Origin of the sequence: Hyphomonas sp. (assembly GCF_041398465.1) — a bacterium.
Lineage (GTDB): Bacteria > Pseudomonadota > Alphaproteobacteria > Caulobacterales > Hyphomonadaceae > Hyphomonas.
In genome coordinates, this window is sequence record NZ_JAWKUS010000003.1 from 293,452 (window position 1) to 311,527 (window position 18,076).

Annotated in this window: 15 protein-coding genes and 2 tRNA genes; 9 read left to right on the forward strand and 8 right to left on the reverse strand. The window is 63.0% G+C overall.

Translation table 11 applies throughout. The features are described 5' to 3' along the window. Nucleotides 1-25: 25 nt before the first annotated feature. Nucleotides 26-99 (reverse strand) — tRNA-Gly (locus R3C98_RS11845). 25 nt (nucleotides 100-124) lie between these two features. Beyond that, nucleotides 125-208, reverse strand: a tRNA-Tyr gene (locus tag R3C98_RS11850). A gap of 108 nt (nucleotides 209-316) precedes the next feature. Here R3C98_RS11850 and R3C98_RS11855 point away from each other — a divergent pair. The 3 genes from R3C98_RS11855 (at nucleotide 317) to R3C98_RS11865 (ending at nucleotide 5,008) form a co-directional block, all read left to right on the forward strand. Then, nucleotides 317-1,153 (forward strand): TrmH family RNA methyltransferase, encoded by an 837-nt coding sequence (locus tag R3C98_RS11855; protein ID WP_371314285.1) that lies wholly within the window; start codon nucleotides 317-319, stop codon nucleotides 1,151-1,153. Nucleotides 1,154-1,203: 50 nt separating this feature from the next. Further along, complete coding sequence (locus R3C98_RS11860; RefSeq protein ID WP_371314286.1) at nucleotides 1,204-2,088, forward strand: hypothetical protein; 885 nt, start codon at nucleotides 1,204-1,206, stop codon at nucleotides 2,086-2,088. Between the two features lie 85 nt (nucleotides 2,089-2,173). Beyond that, the gene (locus R3C98_RS11865) at nucleotides 2,174-5,008 is read left to right on the forward strand and encodes a phosphoenolpyruvate carboxylase (protein ID WP_371314287.1); all 2,835 of its coding nucleotides are present in this window, start codon (nucleotides 2,174-2,176) and stop codon (nucleotides 5,006-5,008) included. A gap of 7 nt (nucleotides 5,009-5,015) precedes the next feature. Here the strand turns inward: R3C98_RS11865 and R3C98_RS11870 are convergent, their stop codons facing one another. Beyond that, nucleotides 5,016-6,005, reverse strand: coding sequence for an aspartyl protease family protein (locus tag R3C98_RS11870; RefSeq protein ID WP_371314288.1), 990 nt, complete (start codon nucleotides 6,003-6,005; stop codon nucleotides 5,016-5,018). A gap of 142 nt (nucleotides 6,006-6,147) precedes the next feature. On the opposite strand from R3C98_RS11870, the gene R3C98_RS11875 reads away from it, so the two are divergent. The 3 genes from R3C98_RS11875 to R3C98_RS11885 all read left to right on the forward strand — a co-directional run bounded on the left by R3C98_RS11875 (nucleotide 6,148) and on the right by R3C98_RS11885 (nucleotide 10,864). Further along, nucleotides 6,148-7,398, forward strand: a complete 1,251-nt coding sequence (locus tag R3C98_RS11875) for an acetyl-CoA C-acetyltransferase (protein WP_371314289.1) — start codon at nucleotides 6,148-6,150, stop codon at nucleotides 7,396-7,398. A 497-nt stretch (nucleotides 7,399-7,895) separates the two neighbouring features. Beyond that, a complete protein-coding gene (locus R3C98_RS11880) occupies nucleotides 7,896-10,115 on the forward strand; it encodes a TonB-dependent receptor (protein ID WP_371314290.1) in 2,220 nt (739 codons plus the stop codon). A 62-nt stretch (nucleotides 10,116-10,177) separates the two neighbouring features. After that, complete coding sequence (locus R3C98_RS11885) at nucleotides 10,178-10,864, forward strand: Fe2+-dependent dioxygenase (RefSeq protein ID WP_371314291.1); 687 nt, start codon at nucleotides 10,178-10,180, stop codon at nucleotides 10,862-10,864. Nucleotides 10,865-10,938: 74 nt separating this feature from the next. On the opposite strand, the gene R3C98_RS11890 is transcribed toward R3C98_RS11885, so the two are convergent. After that, complete coding sequence (locus R3C98_RS11890; RefSeq protein WP_371314292.1) at nucleotides 10,939-11,307, reverse strand: hypothetical protein; 369 nt, start codon at nucleotides 11,305-11,307, stop codon at nucleotides 10,939-10,941. A 372-nt stretch (nucleotides 11,308-11,679) separates the two neighbouring features. Here R3C98_RS11890 and R3C98_RS11895 point away from each other — a divergent pair, with 372 nt between their 5' ends. Beyond that, nucleotides 11,680-12,585 carry an alpha/beta hydrolase family protein gene (locus R3C98_RS11895; RefSeq protein ID WP_371314293.1) on the forward strand — a complete coding sequence of 302 codons (906 nt, stop codon included), beginning with the start codon at nucleotides 11,680-11,682 and terminating at the stop codon, nucleotides 12,583-12,585. On the opposite strand, the gene R3C98_RS11900 is transcribed toward R3C98_RS11895, so the two are convergent. From R3C98_RS11900 to R3C98_RS11910, 3 genes are all read right to left on the reverse strand, one after another. Next, nucleotides 12,582-12,944 (reverse strand): STAS/SEC14 domain-containing protein, encoded by a 363-nt coding sequence (locus R3C98_RS11900; protein WP_371314294.1) that lies wholly within the window; start codon nucleotides 12,942-12,944, stop codon nucleotides 12,582-12,584. The genes R3C98_RS11895 and R3C98_RS11900 overlap by 4 nt on opposite strands. Before the next feature lie 57 nt (nucleotides 12,945-13,001). Beyond that, nucleotides 13,002-14,159 (reverse strand): molecular chaperone DnaJ, encoded by a 1,158-nt coding sequence (gene dnaJ, locus R3C98_RS11905; protein ID WP_371314295.1) that lies wholly within the window; start codon nucleotides 14,157-14,159, stop codon nucleotides 13,002-13,004. Between the two features lie 136 nt (nucleotides 14,160-14,295). After that, nucleotides 14,296-15,618 carry a penicillin-binding protein activator gene (locus R3C98_RS11910; protein ID WP_371314296.1) on the reverse strand — a complete coding sequence of 441 codons (1,323 nt, stop codon included), beginning with the start codon at nucleotides 15,616-15,618 and terminating at the stop codon, nucleotides 14,296-14,298. Between R3C98_RS11910 and rsmI the strand changes: the two genes are divergently transcribed. Further along, nucleotides 15,600-16,547, forward strand: coding sequence for a 16S rRNA (cytidine(1402)-2'-O)-methyltransferase (gene rsmI, locus R3C98_RS11915; RefSeq protein WP_371314297.1), 948 nt, complete (start codon nucleotides 15,600-15,602; stop codon nucleotides 16,545-16,547). The two genes, R3C98_RS11910 and rsmI, sit on opposite strands and share 19 nt — an antisense overlap. Before the next feature lie 5 nt (nucleotides 16,548-16,552). Beyond that, a complete protein-coding gene (locus R3C98_RS11920; RefSeq protein WP_371314298.1) occupies nucleotides 16,553-16,924 on the forward strand; it encodes a YraN family protein in 372 nt (123 codons plus the stop codon). Between the two features lie 15 nt (nucleotides 16,925-16,939). Here R3C98_RS11920 and R3C98_RS11925 read toward each other — a convergent pair whose 3' ends face one another. Beyond that, complete coding sequence (locus R3C98_RS11925; RefSeq protein ID WP_371314299.1) at nucleotides 16,940-17,980, reverse strand: TrkA family potassium uptake protein; 1,041 nt, start codon at nucleotides 17,978-17,980, stop codon at nucleotides 16,940-16,942. Between the last annotated feature and the right edge of the window lie 96 nt (nucleotides 17,981-18,076).

An 18,076-nucleotide genomic window follows, 5' to 3' on the forward strand; every position in this document is an offset into this window, starting at 1 on the left:
AAATTCCTGCAGTTCAGAAGAAGGCTGGAGCGGGTAGACGGAATCGAACCGACATACTCAGCTTGGAAGGCTGCTGCACTACCATTGTGCTATACCCGCGCCGCAAGCATGCAGCCGCCTGAGGTGGTGGAGGGAGCTGGATTCGAACCAGCGTACCTTGCGGACCAGATTTACAGTCTGGCGGTTTTAACCACTCACCCATCCCTCCACGGGACCTCACGGGCTGCACGGCGTTGACGCCGTACGACCGGGGCTTCACATAGGCGCCGCAGCACCGCCGATCCACACCGGAAGCGGCCTTATAAGGAAACACCAAATGGCGCGCAACCATGGAAGACGGCGAAATGCACAAGGCCGTCCGGGACGCCGTCAGGACGGTGCCCCGCCGCAGGGGCACCGCCCCGGCCCCCGGCATCCCAACAAGGGCCACCCAAGTGGCGATTCCGGCGTCTGGATCTGGGGTATCCACGCCGTTGAAGCGGCGCTGGCCAACCCGGAACGCAAGCTGATCGAGCTGCTGGCGACCGAAAATGCCGCTGCCCGTCTGCCCGCCGACGCACCGAAACCTCATATTGTGACCGCCAGTGATATCGATACCAGGCTACCGCCCGGTTCGGTCCATCAGGGCCTCGCCCTGCGCGCAGAGCCGCTGGACCCGGTCGCGCTGGAAGACCTGATCCATGAAGGCTTGGAGCGGATCGTGGTGCTGGATCAGGTGTCCGACCCTCACAATCTGGGGGCGATCTACCGTTCTGCTGCTGCCTTCGGCTTCGGCGCCCTTGTCTTGCAGACCCGGAACGCCCCGCCGATCACCGGAATCGTCGCCAAAAGCGCCGTCGGCGCCATCGAAACAGTGGCCGAGGCCCGCGTCGTCAATATTTCCCGCGCGCTCGAACAATTGGGCGAGGCAGGCTACCACACGGTTGGCCTGGCGGGTGAGGGCGAGGCGGACATCGCACAGGCCGTCAAAGGTGCTGGCAAGCTGGCCATCGTACTGGGCGCCGAAGGCCCGGGCCTCCGCCCCGGCGTGGCCAAGGCCTGCGCCGAACTTGCCCGCATCCCGATCAGCGCCGCCATGGAAAGCCTCAACGTGTCCAATGCTGCCGCAATTGCGTTCTACGAAGCGGCTCGGAACAGTTTTCCCGGCGCCTGAACCTCTGCTAGGGTCAGGCTGCGATTCACCGTACGGAGCACGTGACCGCCATGTTGAGATTTCTCTCGATCCTCGTCCTTCTGGCTGGCCTTCTTGTGGCAGGTTATGGCGGTTCGCGCCTCATGGAGGTATATGCGCCGAAATACGGCGTGACGGTCGAAGCGATGCCGACAGAAGAAGCCATCGCGATGGACGATGTGACCGTCGAAGCCCTGCCGGAAGCAGAAGCCCTGCCGCCCATCCCGGATGAAGAAATCCTGGCCGAGACGGCGTCGGCGCCTTCGCTTTCCCGCTCGCTGCCCGCCCCGACCCTGGACGAGCCGATGTTCAGCACCGAAGGCGTGTCCGGGAGCGGTGCGGCCGGTACCGAATCCATGGCCGGCATTGAAGTCGCCCCGGATGTCATGGCGCCTGCGCCGTCCGACTCATTCCTCGAAAACCTGAAGACGGTGCCGGTCGCCCACGAAACGCCCGCAGCCGCCGAATACAAGCGCCCGTTCGAAGCTGTGCTTGCCATCGATGCGACGGGGGATTCCACGGCTGTCGATGCCCTTCCAGGCCACGGCAATATTTCCGAAGGTACCGCGCAGGTCTCCAAGACGGTGGAAGCACGCCTGTCGGGCTCAGGCTTCGCGATCAAGGCGATGACGCCGGAACAGCAGACGATCTCGCCGCTGACCGAAAACACCTGGCGATGGTCGGTCACGCCTCTGACTGCGGGCAACCAGGAACTGACCTTTGATATCTATGCCATTGATGACGGACCTGCTGTGCCACTGCGGACCTTCCATAATACGGTGACTGTGAAAGTGACGGGTCTCAACCGCGCGATCGCGTTCGCGGACCAGGCCAACCCGCTCGCCGTCTTCCTCGGCGGTGTCGGTTCCGTGCTCGCCGGCCTGTTCGGCGCCATCAAATTCGTCCGTCGCCGCTAGGATATCCGGCAATTGGTACAGTAAGGTTTCCCCAAGGGGATGATCGCTTTGACTTTCCGGCCGAAGGCCGGTTTGACTGGCGACCATGGACCAGACGACCGGGACGCTGCCTTTGACCCTTGATGCTGCGCAGGAATTTCTGCGGCAACAGGCTCAACGGATCGACATAGACCCAATGACCAATTCGGTCTTTGCGCTGACCCAGACCCTGTTCCGGGACCTGGAAGATGGAAAGGTCACGCAATCCGACCTCGCATCACTGGCCAATGAAGTTCATCTCGAGCTGATCGGCGAGCGGGCTGACCGTTTCCGTGCCCAGCATGCCGGAGCGGACGAAAAAACTGCCTGGGCACCGCTGATCGCCCGGTTGGAGGAGATCGCCGAAGAGGGGTTCGATGCTTTTGCCGCCGCATTGGCTCAGGAACGCGGCGGGCTGGTCTTCACCGGGCATCCGACCTTTGCCCTGTCGACCGATCTGCGTGCGGCTTTCGCCGCCCATGTCCACAAACCGACGAAAGCCAGCCGCGCCCGGCTCGCCAAGCTGATCAAGTCCGATAGCCGAGGCTGGAACCAGTCGATCAGCCTCCATGGCGAGCATGAAGAAGTGCAGGCGGCCCTCGAAAACACAGCGCACGCCCAGCGCAGGATGGCGGAAACCATCCTGCGGATCGCAAGGAAGAGATTCCCCGACCATTGGCGGGCGCTGCGCCCCGCCTTGCCCACTCTCGCGTGCTGGGTCGGTTATGACCTGGACGGCCGGGCTGACATTCACTGGTCGCAGTCGCTGACCTTCCGCCTGACGGAAAAAGCCATGCAGCTGGAGCGCTACGCCGCCCGGGCGCAGGACATTCTCTTCAGAACCGGCAAGTCGGCGTGGCTGGATGGCCTGGCCGGGCATCTGCGCAAGGCAGCAGCCCTGACGCGCAAACATGCCGACCTTTTTGCGCGGGACCTGACAAACGCGGACAATCTTGTCGTTGCAGCAAACGCCATCACGGAACATGCCCCGCCGACAATCCTGGACGCCGGGGAGATTTTGCATGGTCTCGACGAGGGCCTGCGCACTGCCAGCGACGATCTCGCCGCGGAACTCATTGTCTTCCGCGCCGAAGTCGAGGCCCAACAGCTCGGCACGGCGCGGATACATCTGCGCGTCAATGCCGCTCAGGTCCGTACGGTGATCAATCGCGATCTCGGCCTCGAGACAGAAGATCGCGAGCTTGGCCGGGTCGCCCTCGCCGAGCTTGCCCAGAAGGCGCGCAAATCAAAGCCCGTGAATGTCAATTTCGGCGACCTCTTCATGGAACAGTCGACCGCCCGGCGCCAGTTCATGATGTGCGCCCAGATCCTGAAGCATATCGATGCCGGCTCGGTCATCCGTTTCCTGATTGCGGAAAGCGAGAACCCGGCCACCGTCATGGGCGCGCTGTATCTCGCACGGCAATATGGCGTCGACGAGATGCTGGACATCTCGCCCCTGTTCGAAACGCCGGAAGCGCTGGAAACAGGTGGGCGCTTCATAGAGCGCCTGCTGGAGGAACCGGAATTCCTCGCCTATGTGAAGCAGCGCGGATATTTGTCCATTCAGCTCGGCTTCTCCGATGCCGGACGGTTCATCGGGCAGGTCGCCGCCGACATGGCCATCGAGCGGATCCATAATCTCATCTCCCGGGCGCTGGCGGCCAAGAATGCGGGCGTGGACCTTCTCATCTTTAACACGCATGGCGAATCCATGGGTCGGGGTGCGTGGCCGGGCACGTTCCAGCAGCGCTTCGATCATTTGCTGACGCCCTGGACCCGCGCCGGTGCGGACATGCGCGGCCTGAAGCTGCGCCATGAAGTCAGCTTCCAGGGCGGGGACGGGTATCTCCATTTCGCCAGCCCGGTGCTTGCCGACGCGACAATGGCCGCATGGGGCGTGCATATTTTCCAGCCGGTCGATGAAGCATCGAAGACAGACCCGTTCTACACGCGCACCGATCTGGTCTGGGATTTCTACCGTGCCCTGCGGGCCTGGCATGAGCGCCTGTTCGTGAATCCGGACTATGGCCGCTTGCTGGGAGCATTCTCCAGTGGGCTGACCGTGAAGGCGGGTTCGCGACCGAAGCGCCGTGCTGCGGGCCCTGCCGGTCCGCGTTCCCTGCGCGCGATTTCCCATAATGCAACGCTGCAACAATTGAGCGTTCCAGTGAACACGGCCGCCGGGATCGGCTCCTCCCTTCAACGTGAAACCGAACGGCTGGTGGACCTGATTGATCACAGCCCCCGCATGCGGCACCTCGTCTTCCTCGCCGCTAAAGCCCGTAGCCTCACCAGCCTGCCCGCCCTTCGCGGGTATGCCCGTGTCTACGACCCCGGCGTCTGGATCGCGCATGCCCGCATGATGAAGACCGAAAGCGGCGCTGGCGCTTACCGAGCCGTCTATTATGCCCTGCGCGCAGACGAGACGGCCGTCTCGATAGACCGGATCGCCAACCTCCTATCGGTGGACCTCCGGCGGTTCGACCGTTTGACAGCACAGCTGCTGGATGCCCCTTCCACGGAAGAGCGCCACGAGAACCGGCTTGCCCTGCACGTGCTGCATGCCGTGCGGCAGGCGCTGATGATGCGCGCCTTCGCACTCGTTGGCGGCTTGCCCCGGCTATCTGAACGCCATGACGCCAGCGCCCGCGATGTGGTGAACATGGTTTCAGAAATGCGCTTTGCTGAAGTGGTCGAGCTGCTCGGCGAAATTTTCCCCCGCGCCCGGGACGAAGACACACCCCTGCAGGCACTGACCGAAGCCGGTAGCCAGACGCGTAGCTCCTCTTACGGCTATGAGCGGATTCACAGAGACATCATTGACCCGCTGGATGAGATCGGCCGAACGCTGCACGGCATTAGCCTGGCCGTGACGCATGCCTATGGAGCATTTGGCTAGGCTGTCGCTACGGTTCCCGTATGTACGCATCGGTCGGGCTGTAGCCCAAGGCCTTCGGTCTTTGCCGTGCCCCCGGGACACTGAGGATCAGACGATTGCGCCGCCGGTCTATCTGCACCCGGAAGGCGGAAAGGATGTCTATGCCGAGCACCATTGCCGGCTCTTGATCCAGGCCCATGTATTCAAACAGGGGCGGATCCGAAACGAGGATGTCGGCCCGGGCAATACCATAGTCTCCAATATCCATAGATCGCGCGGTGGCAATGCGGAGTGAGAGGTCTCCATTCGTGGCCCCCTGCAACAGCTTTGTCTTCTCTTCATTCGTCCGGGTTCCGGAATATTCGGCAAACGAACTGTTGATGAAGGTGACATTCGAACCGGTGTCGACCAGGGCTTTTCCCTTGCGGCCATTAATTTCGACCTGGATGAAGATCAGACCGTCCCGGTCTTCGTAACGAATAGAGCTTGGGATCAACCGGACGCTTCGGTCAGGCCGGCCGTCGTAAACCATCACACGCTGGTTCTCGAAATCGAAGTCCAGCACATCGCCTTCGAAGGCATTCGCTGGCAGAACGTTCTGCGTTCCAATGACATCGAAATCTTCGTTCAGCGCGACAGGCATGTCCGTCTTCGACACATTTCCAACCACCATGGAATCCAGGCTTACAACCGGAAAAATATCCTCGCCCGCCAGACCCAGCACGCTGATCAAGGGTGGGTTTTCACCGAGCTCCGGGATTTCAGCGAGGCGCGCTGTTCGCCGGTTGATCATCGGAAAGGTCGCTGCCGTGTCGATGACAGCGGTGGCGCGGTCATTCCCGTTCACTTCCATTCGAACGACAATATGGTCGTACTCATTCACCTCGAATGGGATCACTTGGCGCTCGCTTGCAACCGCCGGAAAGCTGCCCATCAGGGCCAGCAGGCTAAATAGGGCACCCTTGGTGTGCCACCCGTCCGCCATTTTGGTCGGCCGGCGTTTCGACTCCCGTGTCATTTGAACAATATCTCACATTCGATAGGATAATCAAAATCACGCTGTATTGACGTTAGGTACTCTGCCCCGGCGTCACGACTTCCGCAGCGCCTTACGTTCGCGTAAACCTGCGGAACACAACTGAGGAAACCGGAGACTGATCATGGCTGACGCCTTCATCATCGATGCCTGCCGTACACCGCGCGGTATCGGCAAAGTCGGCAAGGGCTCGCTTGCCCACCTGCACCCACAGCACCTGGCCGCCACCGTGCTTGGCCAGATTGCCGAGCGTAACAAGCTCGACACAGCCACCGTTGACGACGTCATCTGGGGCTGCTCCAGCCAGCGCGGCGCTCAAGGCGCTGACATGGGCCGGATGGCTGCACTCGACGCTGGCTATGACGTGAAAGCGTCCGGCGTCACGCTCGACCGTTTCTGCGGTTCCGGCATCACAACCGTGAATCTCGCTGCGGCACAGATCATGTCCGGCATGGAAGATTGCATCGTGGCCGGCGGCTGCGAAATGATGAGCTACACGGCTTCCACCGCCGACCCGAAGAACCCGCCGATGATGGACGCCGGCAACCTGCACCTGCGTGACCTGCACCCGCAGTCCCAGCAAGGCTGCTGCGCTGATGCGATTGCGACTCTGGAAGGCATCACCCGCGAAGCCGTCGACCAGCTGGCCGTGGTCAGCCAGGAACGCGCAGACGTCGCCCTGAAGGAAGGCCGTTTCGACAGATCTGTCGTGCCTGTCTACAACCGCGACGGCACGCTGGCCCTCGACAAGGACGAATTCCCGCGTCCGGGCACCTCGATGGAAAGCCTCGCCGGCCTGAAGACTGTCTTCAACATGTTCTGGGACATCCCGGTCGACGACAAGGGCCTGACCTACGGCAACATGATCGAGAAGGTCTACCCGCAGCTCAAAGGCAAGATCCAGCACGTGCACCATGCCGGCAACTCTTCCGGTGTTGTGGATGGCTCGGGCGCTGTTCTGATGACGTCCGAAGGCTACATGAAAAAGCACGGCCTGAAGCCGCGCGGCCGCATTGTTGCCACGGCGAACATGGGTGACTGCCCGACGCTGATGCTGAACGCCCCGGTTCCGGCTGCGAGAAAAGTGCTGGCCAAGGCTGGCCTCACCGCCGGTGATATCGACGTCTACGAAATCAACGAGGCTTTCTCGGTCGTCGCCGAGAAGTTCATCCGCGATCTCGATCTCGATCGCAGCAAGGTCAACATCAATGGCGGCGCCATGGCCCTCGGCCACCCGATCGGCGCAACCGGTTCGATCCTGATCGGCACCGCGCTGGACGAACTTGAGCGTTCCGGCGGCCGTTATGGCCTCGTCACCATGTGTGCCGCTGGCGGCATGGCCCCGGCGATCATCATCGAGCGCCTCGACGCCTGATTCCCTGCCTGAAAGCAGGTTATTTTCCTGACGCCCGGTCCTGCCCAAGGACCGGGCGTTGTTCGTTCTGCTCAAAAAGCATCAATACGGCCTTTTTGTGCAAATAATTCTCATTCGCTATTGCCAATCCAGCTGATCTTGAATACCGAAGTATCCACAGAATTCGGGAAACACTCAGAACAGACTAAGCGGAACAGATCGCTGGGTCCGCAATAACTTCGGCTGTTTCGGACTTTGATCCGGAGCCGGGAACCCTTCTGTTCGGGGATTTTTCGAATTGAACATCGACGGTTCGTAATTGGCTGTCCCCCAAAAATGTCGTTCCGGTTCGAGAGCACCAGAGCGGCATCGGCGCCCGGTCCCCCCAACGACCGGGCGTCTTCTATTTTATCGCCAAACACACCATGCAAATAATTCTCATTTGCAGTTGCGATTTATTCTCATTTGCAATATCGCCTCCTTTCAATATTCACGGGGAAGACTTCAGGGAGTCCCAGATGAGACCAGCCATTCGCCAGCCAAAAAACCTTCGGACGCAAATCGGTGCTTGCGCCCTGATAGCGGTCAACGTGGCGGTATCGGCCTACGCTGACACTCCGGAAGAACCGGAACTTCGCAACGAGACCATTACTGTCACCGACATCACTGCGGACACCAATCCTTATGGCGACCCGGATGCGCCCTATCGCGCGATCCGCTCGGCCAGCGGCCTGTTCACCGAGGATCTGCTCGACACGCCGAAAACCATCACGGTTATCACTGACGAGACCCTTCACGACCTCGGCGCCAAATCCTTCCGCGACCTCTTCCGCAGCCAGCCCGGCATCACGCTCGGCACCGGCGAGGGTGGCAACGCATTTGGCGACCGGATCTTTATCCGCGGTTTTGATGCCCGTAACGACGTCTATGTCGATGGCGTCCGCGACCCGGGTGTCGGCTCCCGCGAGACCTTTGCTGTCCAGCAGATCGAAGTTCTGAAAGGCCCGTCCTCGGCCTTTGGCGGCCGGGGCACGACCGGCGGCGCCGTCAGCCTCGTCTCGAAGAAGCCGGGTGAGGGTGATTGGGGCGACGTGGAATTCACCCTCGGCTCCGACGCGACCCGCCGGGCGACGCTGGATGTGAACCACGAAGTGACCGACACGCTGACCGTCCGCCTGAACGCCATGACGCACGACTCCGAAGTTGCCGGACGCGATGAAGTCTTCAACGACCGCTGGGGCATCGCCGCGGCGGCCGAGTGGACCCCGACCGACGCGCTGACCTTCGGCTTTGACTACTACCATCTGTCCACCGACTACATGCCGGACTGGGGCCACCCCTACGACACCGAGAACAACCGTCCGTTCGCCGTGAACCGGGACAATTTCTACGGCGTCCTCTCCCGCGACTTCGGCGAAACCTTTGCTGACGTCTATACCGGCAATGTGAACTGGGTGATCTCCGACAAGGTCGAATTCGCTTCCACGCTGCGCTATGGCCAGAGCAAGAACGCCTACACCGCCTCGGCCCCGGAACGCCCGGATGCCGACGCGCGCACCGTCAGCGCCAATGCCAAACGCCGCGACGCGATTACCGACTACTGGACCAACCAGAGCCGCTTCACCTTCCGCTTCGACACCAGCACGATCGGCCACACGCTGGTCACCGGCATCGAGCTGTCGCGCGAGGAAACACTGAACCGCCAGCGCCGCTTCACCGAATGCGCTGAACTGCCCTGCACCGGCGCCACCTCCAATCCGCTCCTGAACCTCGACAATCCGGATAATTCCATTCCGTGGGGCAACGATACCGAGGTCACCGGACGGCCGACCATCGAGACCGAAACGGCTGCGCTCTATGCCCTCGACACGTTGACCTTCACCCCGCAATGGGAAGCCTTCATCGGCGTGCGGGCAGATACCTACTCTGCCGATGTGACCGGCCTGACCAATCGTGACGGAACGCCTGCCGAAGATCGCAATGCCGATAGCGACTTCATCAACTGGCATGCCGGGCTCGTCTACAAGCCGGTCGAGAATGCGTCGATCTATGCCAGCTATTCCTCCGCCTCGAACCCGCCGTGCGAACAGCTAGACGCCTTCGCGCTCGACTATGGCGGCTGCGATGCGCTGGTTGCGGCGCTGGATCCGGTCGAGAACAATTCCTTCGAGCTTGGCGCGAAGTACAATCTCGGCGGCCACCTCGACCTGACGGCAGCTGTCTTCCAGATCACCCGGGACGGCGTGCCGATCTCCAATGGCCGCGGTGCCACGACCGCCGGGTCGCAGGACCAGGAAGTTACTGGTGTGGAGTTCGGCGTGGCCGGCAACATCACCGACAAGTGGAGCCTGTTCGGCGGCCTCACCCTGTTCGAGACCGAAGTGACCGACAGCTCGATCGCCTCCCAGATCGGCGAGATGTTCCCGAACGTCTCGGAAGAGAGCTTCACGCTGACCTCCCGCTACCAGTTCACCGACCGCCTGCACCTTGGCGGAACGGCCGGGTACAACAGCGAGAAGTTCGGCGGCACGGTTGCGGCAGGCTCCACTTTCGTACCGGACTATTGGCGCTTCGATGTCTTCGGCGGCTACCAGCTGACCGACAATATGGAAGTGACCTTCAATATCCTGAACGCCACCGACGAGCTCTACTATGATGCGCTCTACCGTTCCGGCACGCCGTTCTCCTATGTCGCGCCGGGCCGTTCGGCCCTTGTGACACTGGACATCGACTTCTGATCATCCGAAAGAGGGGCGGCCCTTTCCAGGGCCGCCTTTCATCCTTTTCGTAGAGTCCGCCCATGCTGATCTGTATCCCGCAAGTCCTGACCAAAGCGCAGGTGAAAGACATCCGCCAGCTGATCGATGCAGCGGAGTGGGTGGACGGCCGCGTCACCGCCGGTGTCCAGTCTGCCGAGGCGAAGCGTAACACGCAGCTGCCGGAAGACAGCCCGGCGGCCCGCAAGGCACAGCAAATGGTCAGCATTGCCATTGGCAACAATCCCTTGTTCCTGGCGGCGGCGCTGCCGCAGAAAGTGTTTCCGCCCCTGTTCAACCGCTATGTCGTCGGCGACAGTTTCGGAGCCCATGTCGACAATGCGATCCGCTCGGTCAAGAACTCCCCCGAACGCATCCGGACCGACCTTTCCTGCACGCTTTTCCTGACCGAACCGGAAGATTATGACGGCGGTGAACTGGTGATCGAGACCCTGTTTGGCGCCCAGGAAGTGAAGCTGGAAGCGGGCGACGCGGTCCTCTATCCGGCCTCCAGCCTTCACTCTGTCAGCGAGATCACGCGCGGCGCGCGGATTTCCTCCTTCTTCTGGCTACAGAGCATGGTGCGCGACGATGGCGAGCGGACCCTGCTGTTCGATCTCGACCAGTCGATCCAGGCGCTGGTGGCGGAGAAGGGCCACAAGGACCCGGAAGTCATTCGCCTGACCGGCATCTATCACAACCTCATCCGGCGCTGGGCCGAGGGCGCTTAGGTTCGGCGCAGCACGTGCGGCCGGAGTGGCGGACGCCATCCGGTGGTGAGAGCTGCATTCGGAAGGGATGCCAGCTAAGGCGGCCCACGGACGTGCAGCCCATGATCATGCCGGACTATGTCATGACTATGCATGACCATACCGGACTTATCCGGATCATGACGGACTGGCGCGTCTGACGCGCGCACGCAATCCGGCACATCGCTGCCAAGGGCAGGATGGTCCCATGCCGCCACGCGCGGCGCTTCATATGTATAGAGAGTATCGGGCGGCGGGGCATCGGCCACATAGGCCAGCCGGAGATTGCCGAACGGGTCCACCGCGAACAGGACATCCCGCCCCGTGCGTTCGTGCCAGCGGGCCGCGCGCACAAGGTTCCAGACCAGCCACGGCCAGAACACCGGCCAGACAAGCTGGAAGAGACGGCGGAGATCAGGGTGCATGGGCGGGAGGATGAGGCCGGATGCTTTCCGGGTGGATAGAGAGCCGGATTTCGCGCCTGTTTCCCAGCCGTCGCTGGCCGAAGGTGTGGGGACAACACAAACCCTCTCCGCCACTGGAAATCAAGTCGCACCCCCTTGCGTCACACCCGATGGCCGCAGGCCATCTGGGTGCCCATCTCCGAACGGCCCGGCAGAGGACGTCATGCGCGGCGGCGAATTTCCCCGAACCGGACATGACGCACGAGTCCGCTTCGTTCAGAGCTGGGCCCCCAGACCGCTGCGCGGCCGGGGGGTGACGCGCGGGGAGCGTACGGTGCCCTGCCTTTCCCCCACCCGGCTTCCCGCGTAAGGTCAGCCCACCGGAGGACATTCATGAAACACGCATCCCTTTTCGCCGCGCTTGCTGGCGCCGCCCTGCTCACCGCTTGTGAGACGACACCCCTCGAAGCCGTCGCCGAAGCGCCCGTCGAGGCCGCAGCGCCCGCCTATGACGAAGCCTTCCCGCCTGCCATCGAAGAGGTTTCCTTCGATAGTCATGGCGACCGGTTGAACGGGCTTGTCTATGTCGCGGACGGGCCGTGGCCGCACCCGGCCGTCGTGCTGCTGCACGGCTTTCCGGGCAATGAAAAGAACCTCGATCTCGCGCAGGACATGCGCGCGGCGGGGTGGAACGTGCTCTTCTTCCATTATCGCGGCGCGTGGGGCAGCGAGGGTGACTACACCCTCACCCATGTGATCGAGGATGTTGCCGCCGCGACGGACTTCCTGCGCACAAATGCTGACCAGTACCGGACCAATCCGGATCATATCGTGCTTGTGGGGCACTCCATGGGGGGCTTCGCATCGCTTCAGGCCGCCGCGCGCGATGGCGCCATCAGCTGCGCCGCGGGCATCGCCCCGGCAGACATCGGCGTCATGGCCGGCGTCTTCGAGACAAGCCCCGAGGCGAAGGCCGGCTTCATGGCCTACAGCGACAGCCTGCAGATGCTGCACGGCCTGACCGGCGAGAAGATCATGACCGAGATCCAGACCAACAAGGAGGCCTTCAGCCTGCAGGGCCTCGCGCCCAAACTGGAGGGCAAGCGCATCCTCGTCGTGGGCGGGGACAAGGATGGCTCCGTTCCGGCAGATCTGGTGATCAAGCCGCTCATCGCCGCTTATGAGGCAGACCCGGCCATCGACACGACGGGCGTCGTCCTCTCTGGCGACCACTCCTTCTCATGGTCGCGCGACGAATTGATCGGTACCGTGATGGACTGGGCGGAGGGCTGCCGTTAGGCCGCCGTCCACGCCATCGCCTCATCCAGGGAAGCGAGCGGGAAGACCCGCATCTTTCCCGGGATGAGCGGCGCGAAGAAACGCATGGAATTGGCGAGCCACCCGATGTCGGTGACCATGGCGATCCGCTCGAACGCCGTGTAGTGCGCGGTGCCGAAGACGGCATCGTCCAGCATGGCATGGGCGGTGTAGGTTTCGAATTCCGGGCCGAACCGGATCAGGATACGCGCCTTGCCGTGTTCCTTGATGGCCGCATCGACCACGGGAACGAGGATCGTCTTGTAATCGGAATCGGTGATCTTGCCTTCGGCATCGAAGGCGACAATCCCGGGCGGGGCGGAAGGGATGCGCTTGAACATGCCCTTCAGATGGGCACGCCCTGCCCGTCAGGCAAATGAACTCGCGGCCATGAAAGCCTAGTTCGGGCGGTCTTCTTCGTGGTCGCCGTTCCAGAAGCGTTTGATGCGGCCGAGAAAGCCTTCGCTTTCGGGGTGGCAGTCGGCGCCGGAACAGTCGCAGAATTCGCGAAGGATATCCTTCTGGCGCTGCGTCAGGTTGCGTGGGGTTTCCACGAACATCTCGACGAAGAGGTCGCCCGTGTGGGCGGACTGGCGGACGGACGGCATGCCCTTGCCGCGCAGGCGCAGCTTGCGTCCGGTCTGGGCGCCTTCCGGCACCACGACACGGGCGCGGCCGCCATCGATGGTCGGGATCTCGATCTCGCCGCCAAGGGCCGCGGTCACCATCGGCACCGGCGCGCGGCAATAGAGGTTCGGCCCGTCGCGTTCGAAAATGTCATGCTCGACGACATCGACGAAGATGTAGAGGTCGCCCTTGCCGCCGCCATTGGCACCGGCTTCGCCTTCGCCGGCGAGGCGGATGCGCATGCCGCTTTCGACGCCGGCCGGGATCTTCACGTTCAGCGTGCGCTCTTCGCGCACCTGACCGGCCCCGCCGCAATCCTTGCACGGCTTCTTGATGGTCTTGCCCTTGCCGCCGCAGCGCGGGCAGGTGCGTTCCATCGTGAAGAAGCCCTGCTGGGCGCGCACGCGGCCTGCACCGTGGCAGGTCTCGCAGGTTTCAGGCTCGGTGCCCGGCGCGGCGCCAGACCCTTCGCAGGTCTTGCAGTCGACGGCCTGGGGCACGTGAATGGTTTCGTCCTTGCCGGTGAAGGCCTCGGCCAGCGTGATCTCGAGATCGTAGCGCAGGTCTGCGCCGCGCTGGGGGCCGCCGCGGCGGCGTCCGCCACCGAAACCGCCTGCGCCGAACACCTGGCTGAACAGGTCCTGGAAAATGTCTTCGGGGTGGACGCCTGCGCCAAACGGATTGCCGCCGCCGCCCATGCCGTTTTCGAAAGCGCCATGGCCGAACTGGTCATAAGCCGCTCGTTTCTGCGCGTCGGAAAGGATCGCATAGGCCTCGCCGACTTCCTTGAATTTCTCTTCGGCTTCCTGGTCGCCCGGATTCTGGTCCGGGTGGTATTTCATGGCCAGCTTGCGGTAGGCGGATTTCAGCGCCTTCTCATCGACATCGCGTGAGACGCCAAGAACCTCGTAATAATCGCGCTTGCTCATGGATGGATGGCTCGCCGTTTTTCTCTAGTCCTTTGCCCTGCCGGGTCATGTGGGGCGGGAATTACACAGGTGCAAGGGAGGGATGCAGGCAGAATGCGAAGGATTCGCCGTCAATTTGCCTGACAATTCGTCTGGATCAGCTCGCCCCCGGGCCGAACTGGCTGGCGCCCTTCTCGATCAGCTCTGCGCCGGTCGGGCGGATCTGCATCACGGCGAGGCCGCGCTGGCTGGTGCCATCGATGCGGAAGCGGAACAGGCCGTTGACGCCGAAGAAGCCGTCGGGGTCTGTCACGCCATTGTATTTGAGGTTGTCTTCGCCCGCGAGGCTCACAGCCACGGCGGCCGCGTCATAGGCGACGGCAGCGAGGTCTGTCGGCGCCTTGCCATAGATGCGGCGATAGGCTTCGCGGAATGTGGTCAGGTTTTCCGGATCCGGCGCGGGATAGACGGCGCCATCGAGCGTCGGCTCGCGCCAGATGGATTCATCGCTCCATAAGCTGGTGCCCATCAGGGTGATGTGGGTCATGTCCACACCGTTATAGGGAAGCAGCGGCGCGATGGAGAGCAGTTGCACACCGCGCTCCGGGATCATCACGGCAACCTTTTTCTTCGGCCGCACCTCGATTTCGGATTTCAGGATTTCGGAGACGGACCGGGCCGCATCGGTGGCGCCGGCCTCCGGCATGTAGAAGGCAGAGGTGAGCACCACGCCGCCATTGTTGAAGGCTTCAGTGCGAAGGGCGTTCTCGATCTGGCGACCATAGGTGGTTTGCGGCCCGAGGAAAACATAGCTGAAAATGCCCTGCCCGGCCGCGTATTCGACCATGCGGCGCACTTCCTCTTCCGGCGAGACGGAAGCCAGGTAAGCGCCGCCGCCCGCCGCGGTGCGGTCGGTCGAGAAGGCGATGATCGGGACCTGCTTTTCCTGTGCGCGCTCGCGGATGGCTTTCACATTGGCGCCGAACAGCGGACCGAGCACAACATTGGCCTTCTCCTGAATGGCCTCGTCGATGCGGGCCTCGGTCACGGAGGTCTTGCCGGCGGTGTCTTTCGGGATGATCAGGAAATCATCGCCTGCATACTGGAACAGGGCGAGTTCGATGCCGGCCAGCATGCTTTCCGCCTCGGCGCGGACCTGGGCGTTGGGGTGGGAGAATGGCAGCAGCACGGCGGCGCGCTTGATCTCGCGCCCTTCCATGAAGGCCGGTGTCAGGCCGCCATCGCCGAGAACCTGGGTCAGGTCTTCCGGCTCGCCCAGATCCGTGACGTCGACGCCCTCTTCCGGCTGTTCTTCCGGCCCGGTGACCGGCTCGACCCGCGGGCCGCCCGTACCGATCTGGACAGGCGGGCGCGCTGGCGCGCTGGCACAGGCGGTAGCAAACAGGAAACCGATGAGAAGAAAGCTTGGCGCTTTGATCGTCCTGAGCAATGGTTGCAGCAATGTCATCTCCTGAAACATCTTCTGGAACTTCCGGCGCGCAGGCGATTCCCGGCTGGCGCGACTCTAGGGGGGGTGGGCCGGACGGGCAACCGTCCCAGTCATCCGCGCAGGCATTGTCTCCGGGTCTCTATGTTGTCTCCACGCCGATCGGCAACCTCCGGGACATTACGCTCCGCGCGCTGGACGTGCTGGCCGCGGCCGATGAAGTGCTGGCCGAGGACACACGCGTGGCGGGGAAACTCCTGTCCGCCTATGGGGTTAAGGCCCGCCTCAGCCCCTATCATGACCACAATGGGGCGGAACGGAGACCCGAACTCCTGCGCAAGCTGGCCGAAGGCGCGCGCATCGCGCTCGTCTCGGATGCAGGTACGCCGCTGGTATCCGATCCCGGCTGGAAGCTGGCGCATGAAGCGCTGGAAGCCGGCCACCGCGTCTTCCCGGTGCCGGGCGCCTCGGCGATGCTGGCGGGCCTTGTGGCCAGCGGCCTGCCGAGCGACCGGTTCTGCTTCGCGGGATTTCTGCCGCCAAAACAAGGGGCCCGGAAGCAAAGCCTCGAAAGCCTGAAGACGGTTCCAGCTACGCTGATCTTCTATGAGAGCGGGCCGCGGCTCGCCCACACGCTGGCGGACATGGCCGCCGTGCTGGGCGCGGGCAGGTCGGGCGCCGTGACGCGTGAGCTGACCAAACTGTTCGAGGAAACCCGCCGCGGCACGCTGGCGGAGCTTGCGGCGCACTATGCCGAAGCCGGCGGCCCGAAAGGCGAGATCGTCGTGCTGACCGGCCCGCCGCTGGAAGAAGAGGTCACGCCCGAACGCCTCGACGCGGCCTTGCGCGAAGCCCTCGCCGACCAGCCGACCAAGGCCGCCGCCAACGCCGTCGCCGACGCGCTTGGCCTGCCAAAGCGGGACGTCTACCAGCGTGCGCTGCAGCTGAAGGCGGATGGCTGAATGCCATGGCCCAGCCCAACCGCCAGGCTGCAGAGAGACGGGGCCGCAAGGGCGAGTGGCTGGCCGCGCTGTACCTGCAGGCGAAAGGCTATCGCATCCTCGACCGGCGCGTGCGCACACCGATGGGCGAAGTGGACCTGATCGCGAAGCGCGGAAACCTCGTCGCCTTCATCGAAGTGAAGCACCGCAAGACGCTGGACCTCGCCGTGGAGAGCGTGACCCACCGGTCCTGGCAGCGGATCGACCGCGCGTCAGAGTTCTGGATGGCCCGCCACCCGGCCCTCGCCGACTGCGGCTGGCGCTTCGACATCGTCGCCATGGCGCCCCGGCAGATGCCGCGTCATGTACGCGATGCCTGGCGGCCGGGAATGGCTTGAGTCTGGTCCTACCGCTCAGGTCGCCGCCTGCCCCGCCACCACCGGCGCTACAAACAGCGTCCGCAGGGTCTGGATGTTGCGGCCGACGACGACGAGGCCGTCGCCGCCTTTGACGATCGTGCTGCGGTCCGGGTTGGCGACCGGCTCCGCGTCGCGCCGGTTGATCTGGACGACGAAGAAGCCCCCGCCGACTTTCGCTTCGATCTCGGCAATGCTGAAGCCTGCAAGCGCACCCTTTTCGGCGACGATGATGACGTCGGTCTCCAGCCCCAGCTCCCAGAGGGAGTGTTCGAGCACCTTCATCTTGTCCGGGTGCGCACTTTCCTGGAAGAGGATGAGTTCGGCGATGCGTTCGGCCCCGATATGGGTCGGCAGCACGACACGGTCTGCGCCGGCCTGGATCAGCTTGCTCTCCGTCGAGGGCAGTTCGCCGCGCGCAATGATCTCGATGCCGGGATTGAGACTGCGGCCCGACAGGGTGATGAACACATTCGCTGCATCGTTCGGCAGCACGGTGGCAAGCGTCCGTGCCCGGTCAATACCTGCGCGGCGTAGGGCGTCCTCGTCGGTCGCATCGCACAGCAGGCAGAGATAGCCGAGCCCCCTCGCCTCCAGCGCGCGCTTTTCATCCTTTTCCAGCACGACGAATTCGGCGCCGCCGGTCTTCAGTTCCTGCGCCAGCTGGACGCCGATCCGGCCAAAGCCGACCAGCACGATATGGTCCTTCAATTTATCGAGGGCATTCTGCATTCGGGTCACTCCCAATACTTTCTGCAACTGGCTGACAGTCAGGAACTGGACCAGCAATCCGGTGAACACGATCATCCCGGTGCAGCCGAACACCATGGTGGCAACCGTGACGATGTGGAGATAGGCGGTATCGACCGGGTGAACCTCGGTGTAGCCGACCGTGTAGACTGTCAGCAGCACCATGTACAAAGAGTCCGAGAAGTTCCATCCGGCCGCCATGTAGGCGATCGTCGCCAAAAGGAAGACGAGCAACATGAACGCCACGATGGCGAAGAGATTGCGTCCCGATGATCCCGGAATACCCATCCTGCATCCCCGTTTACCTTTGATCCACCCAAAACTACCGGCCAGTCCGTTGCGGTAGAAAGCTTCTGTCCGAACCTTGCCAGTCTTCGTGTCCCT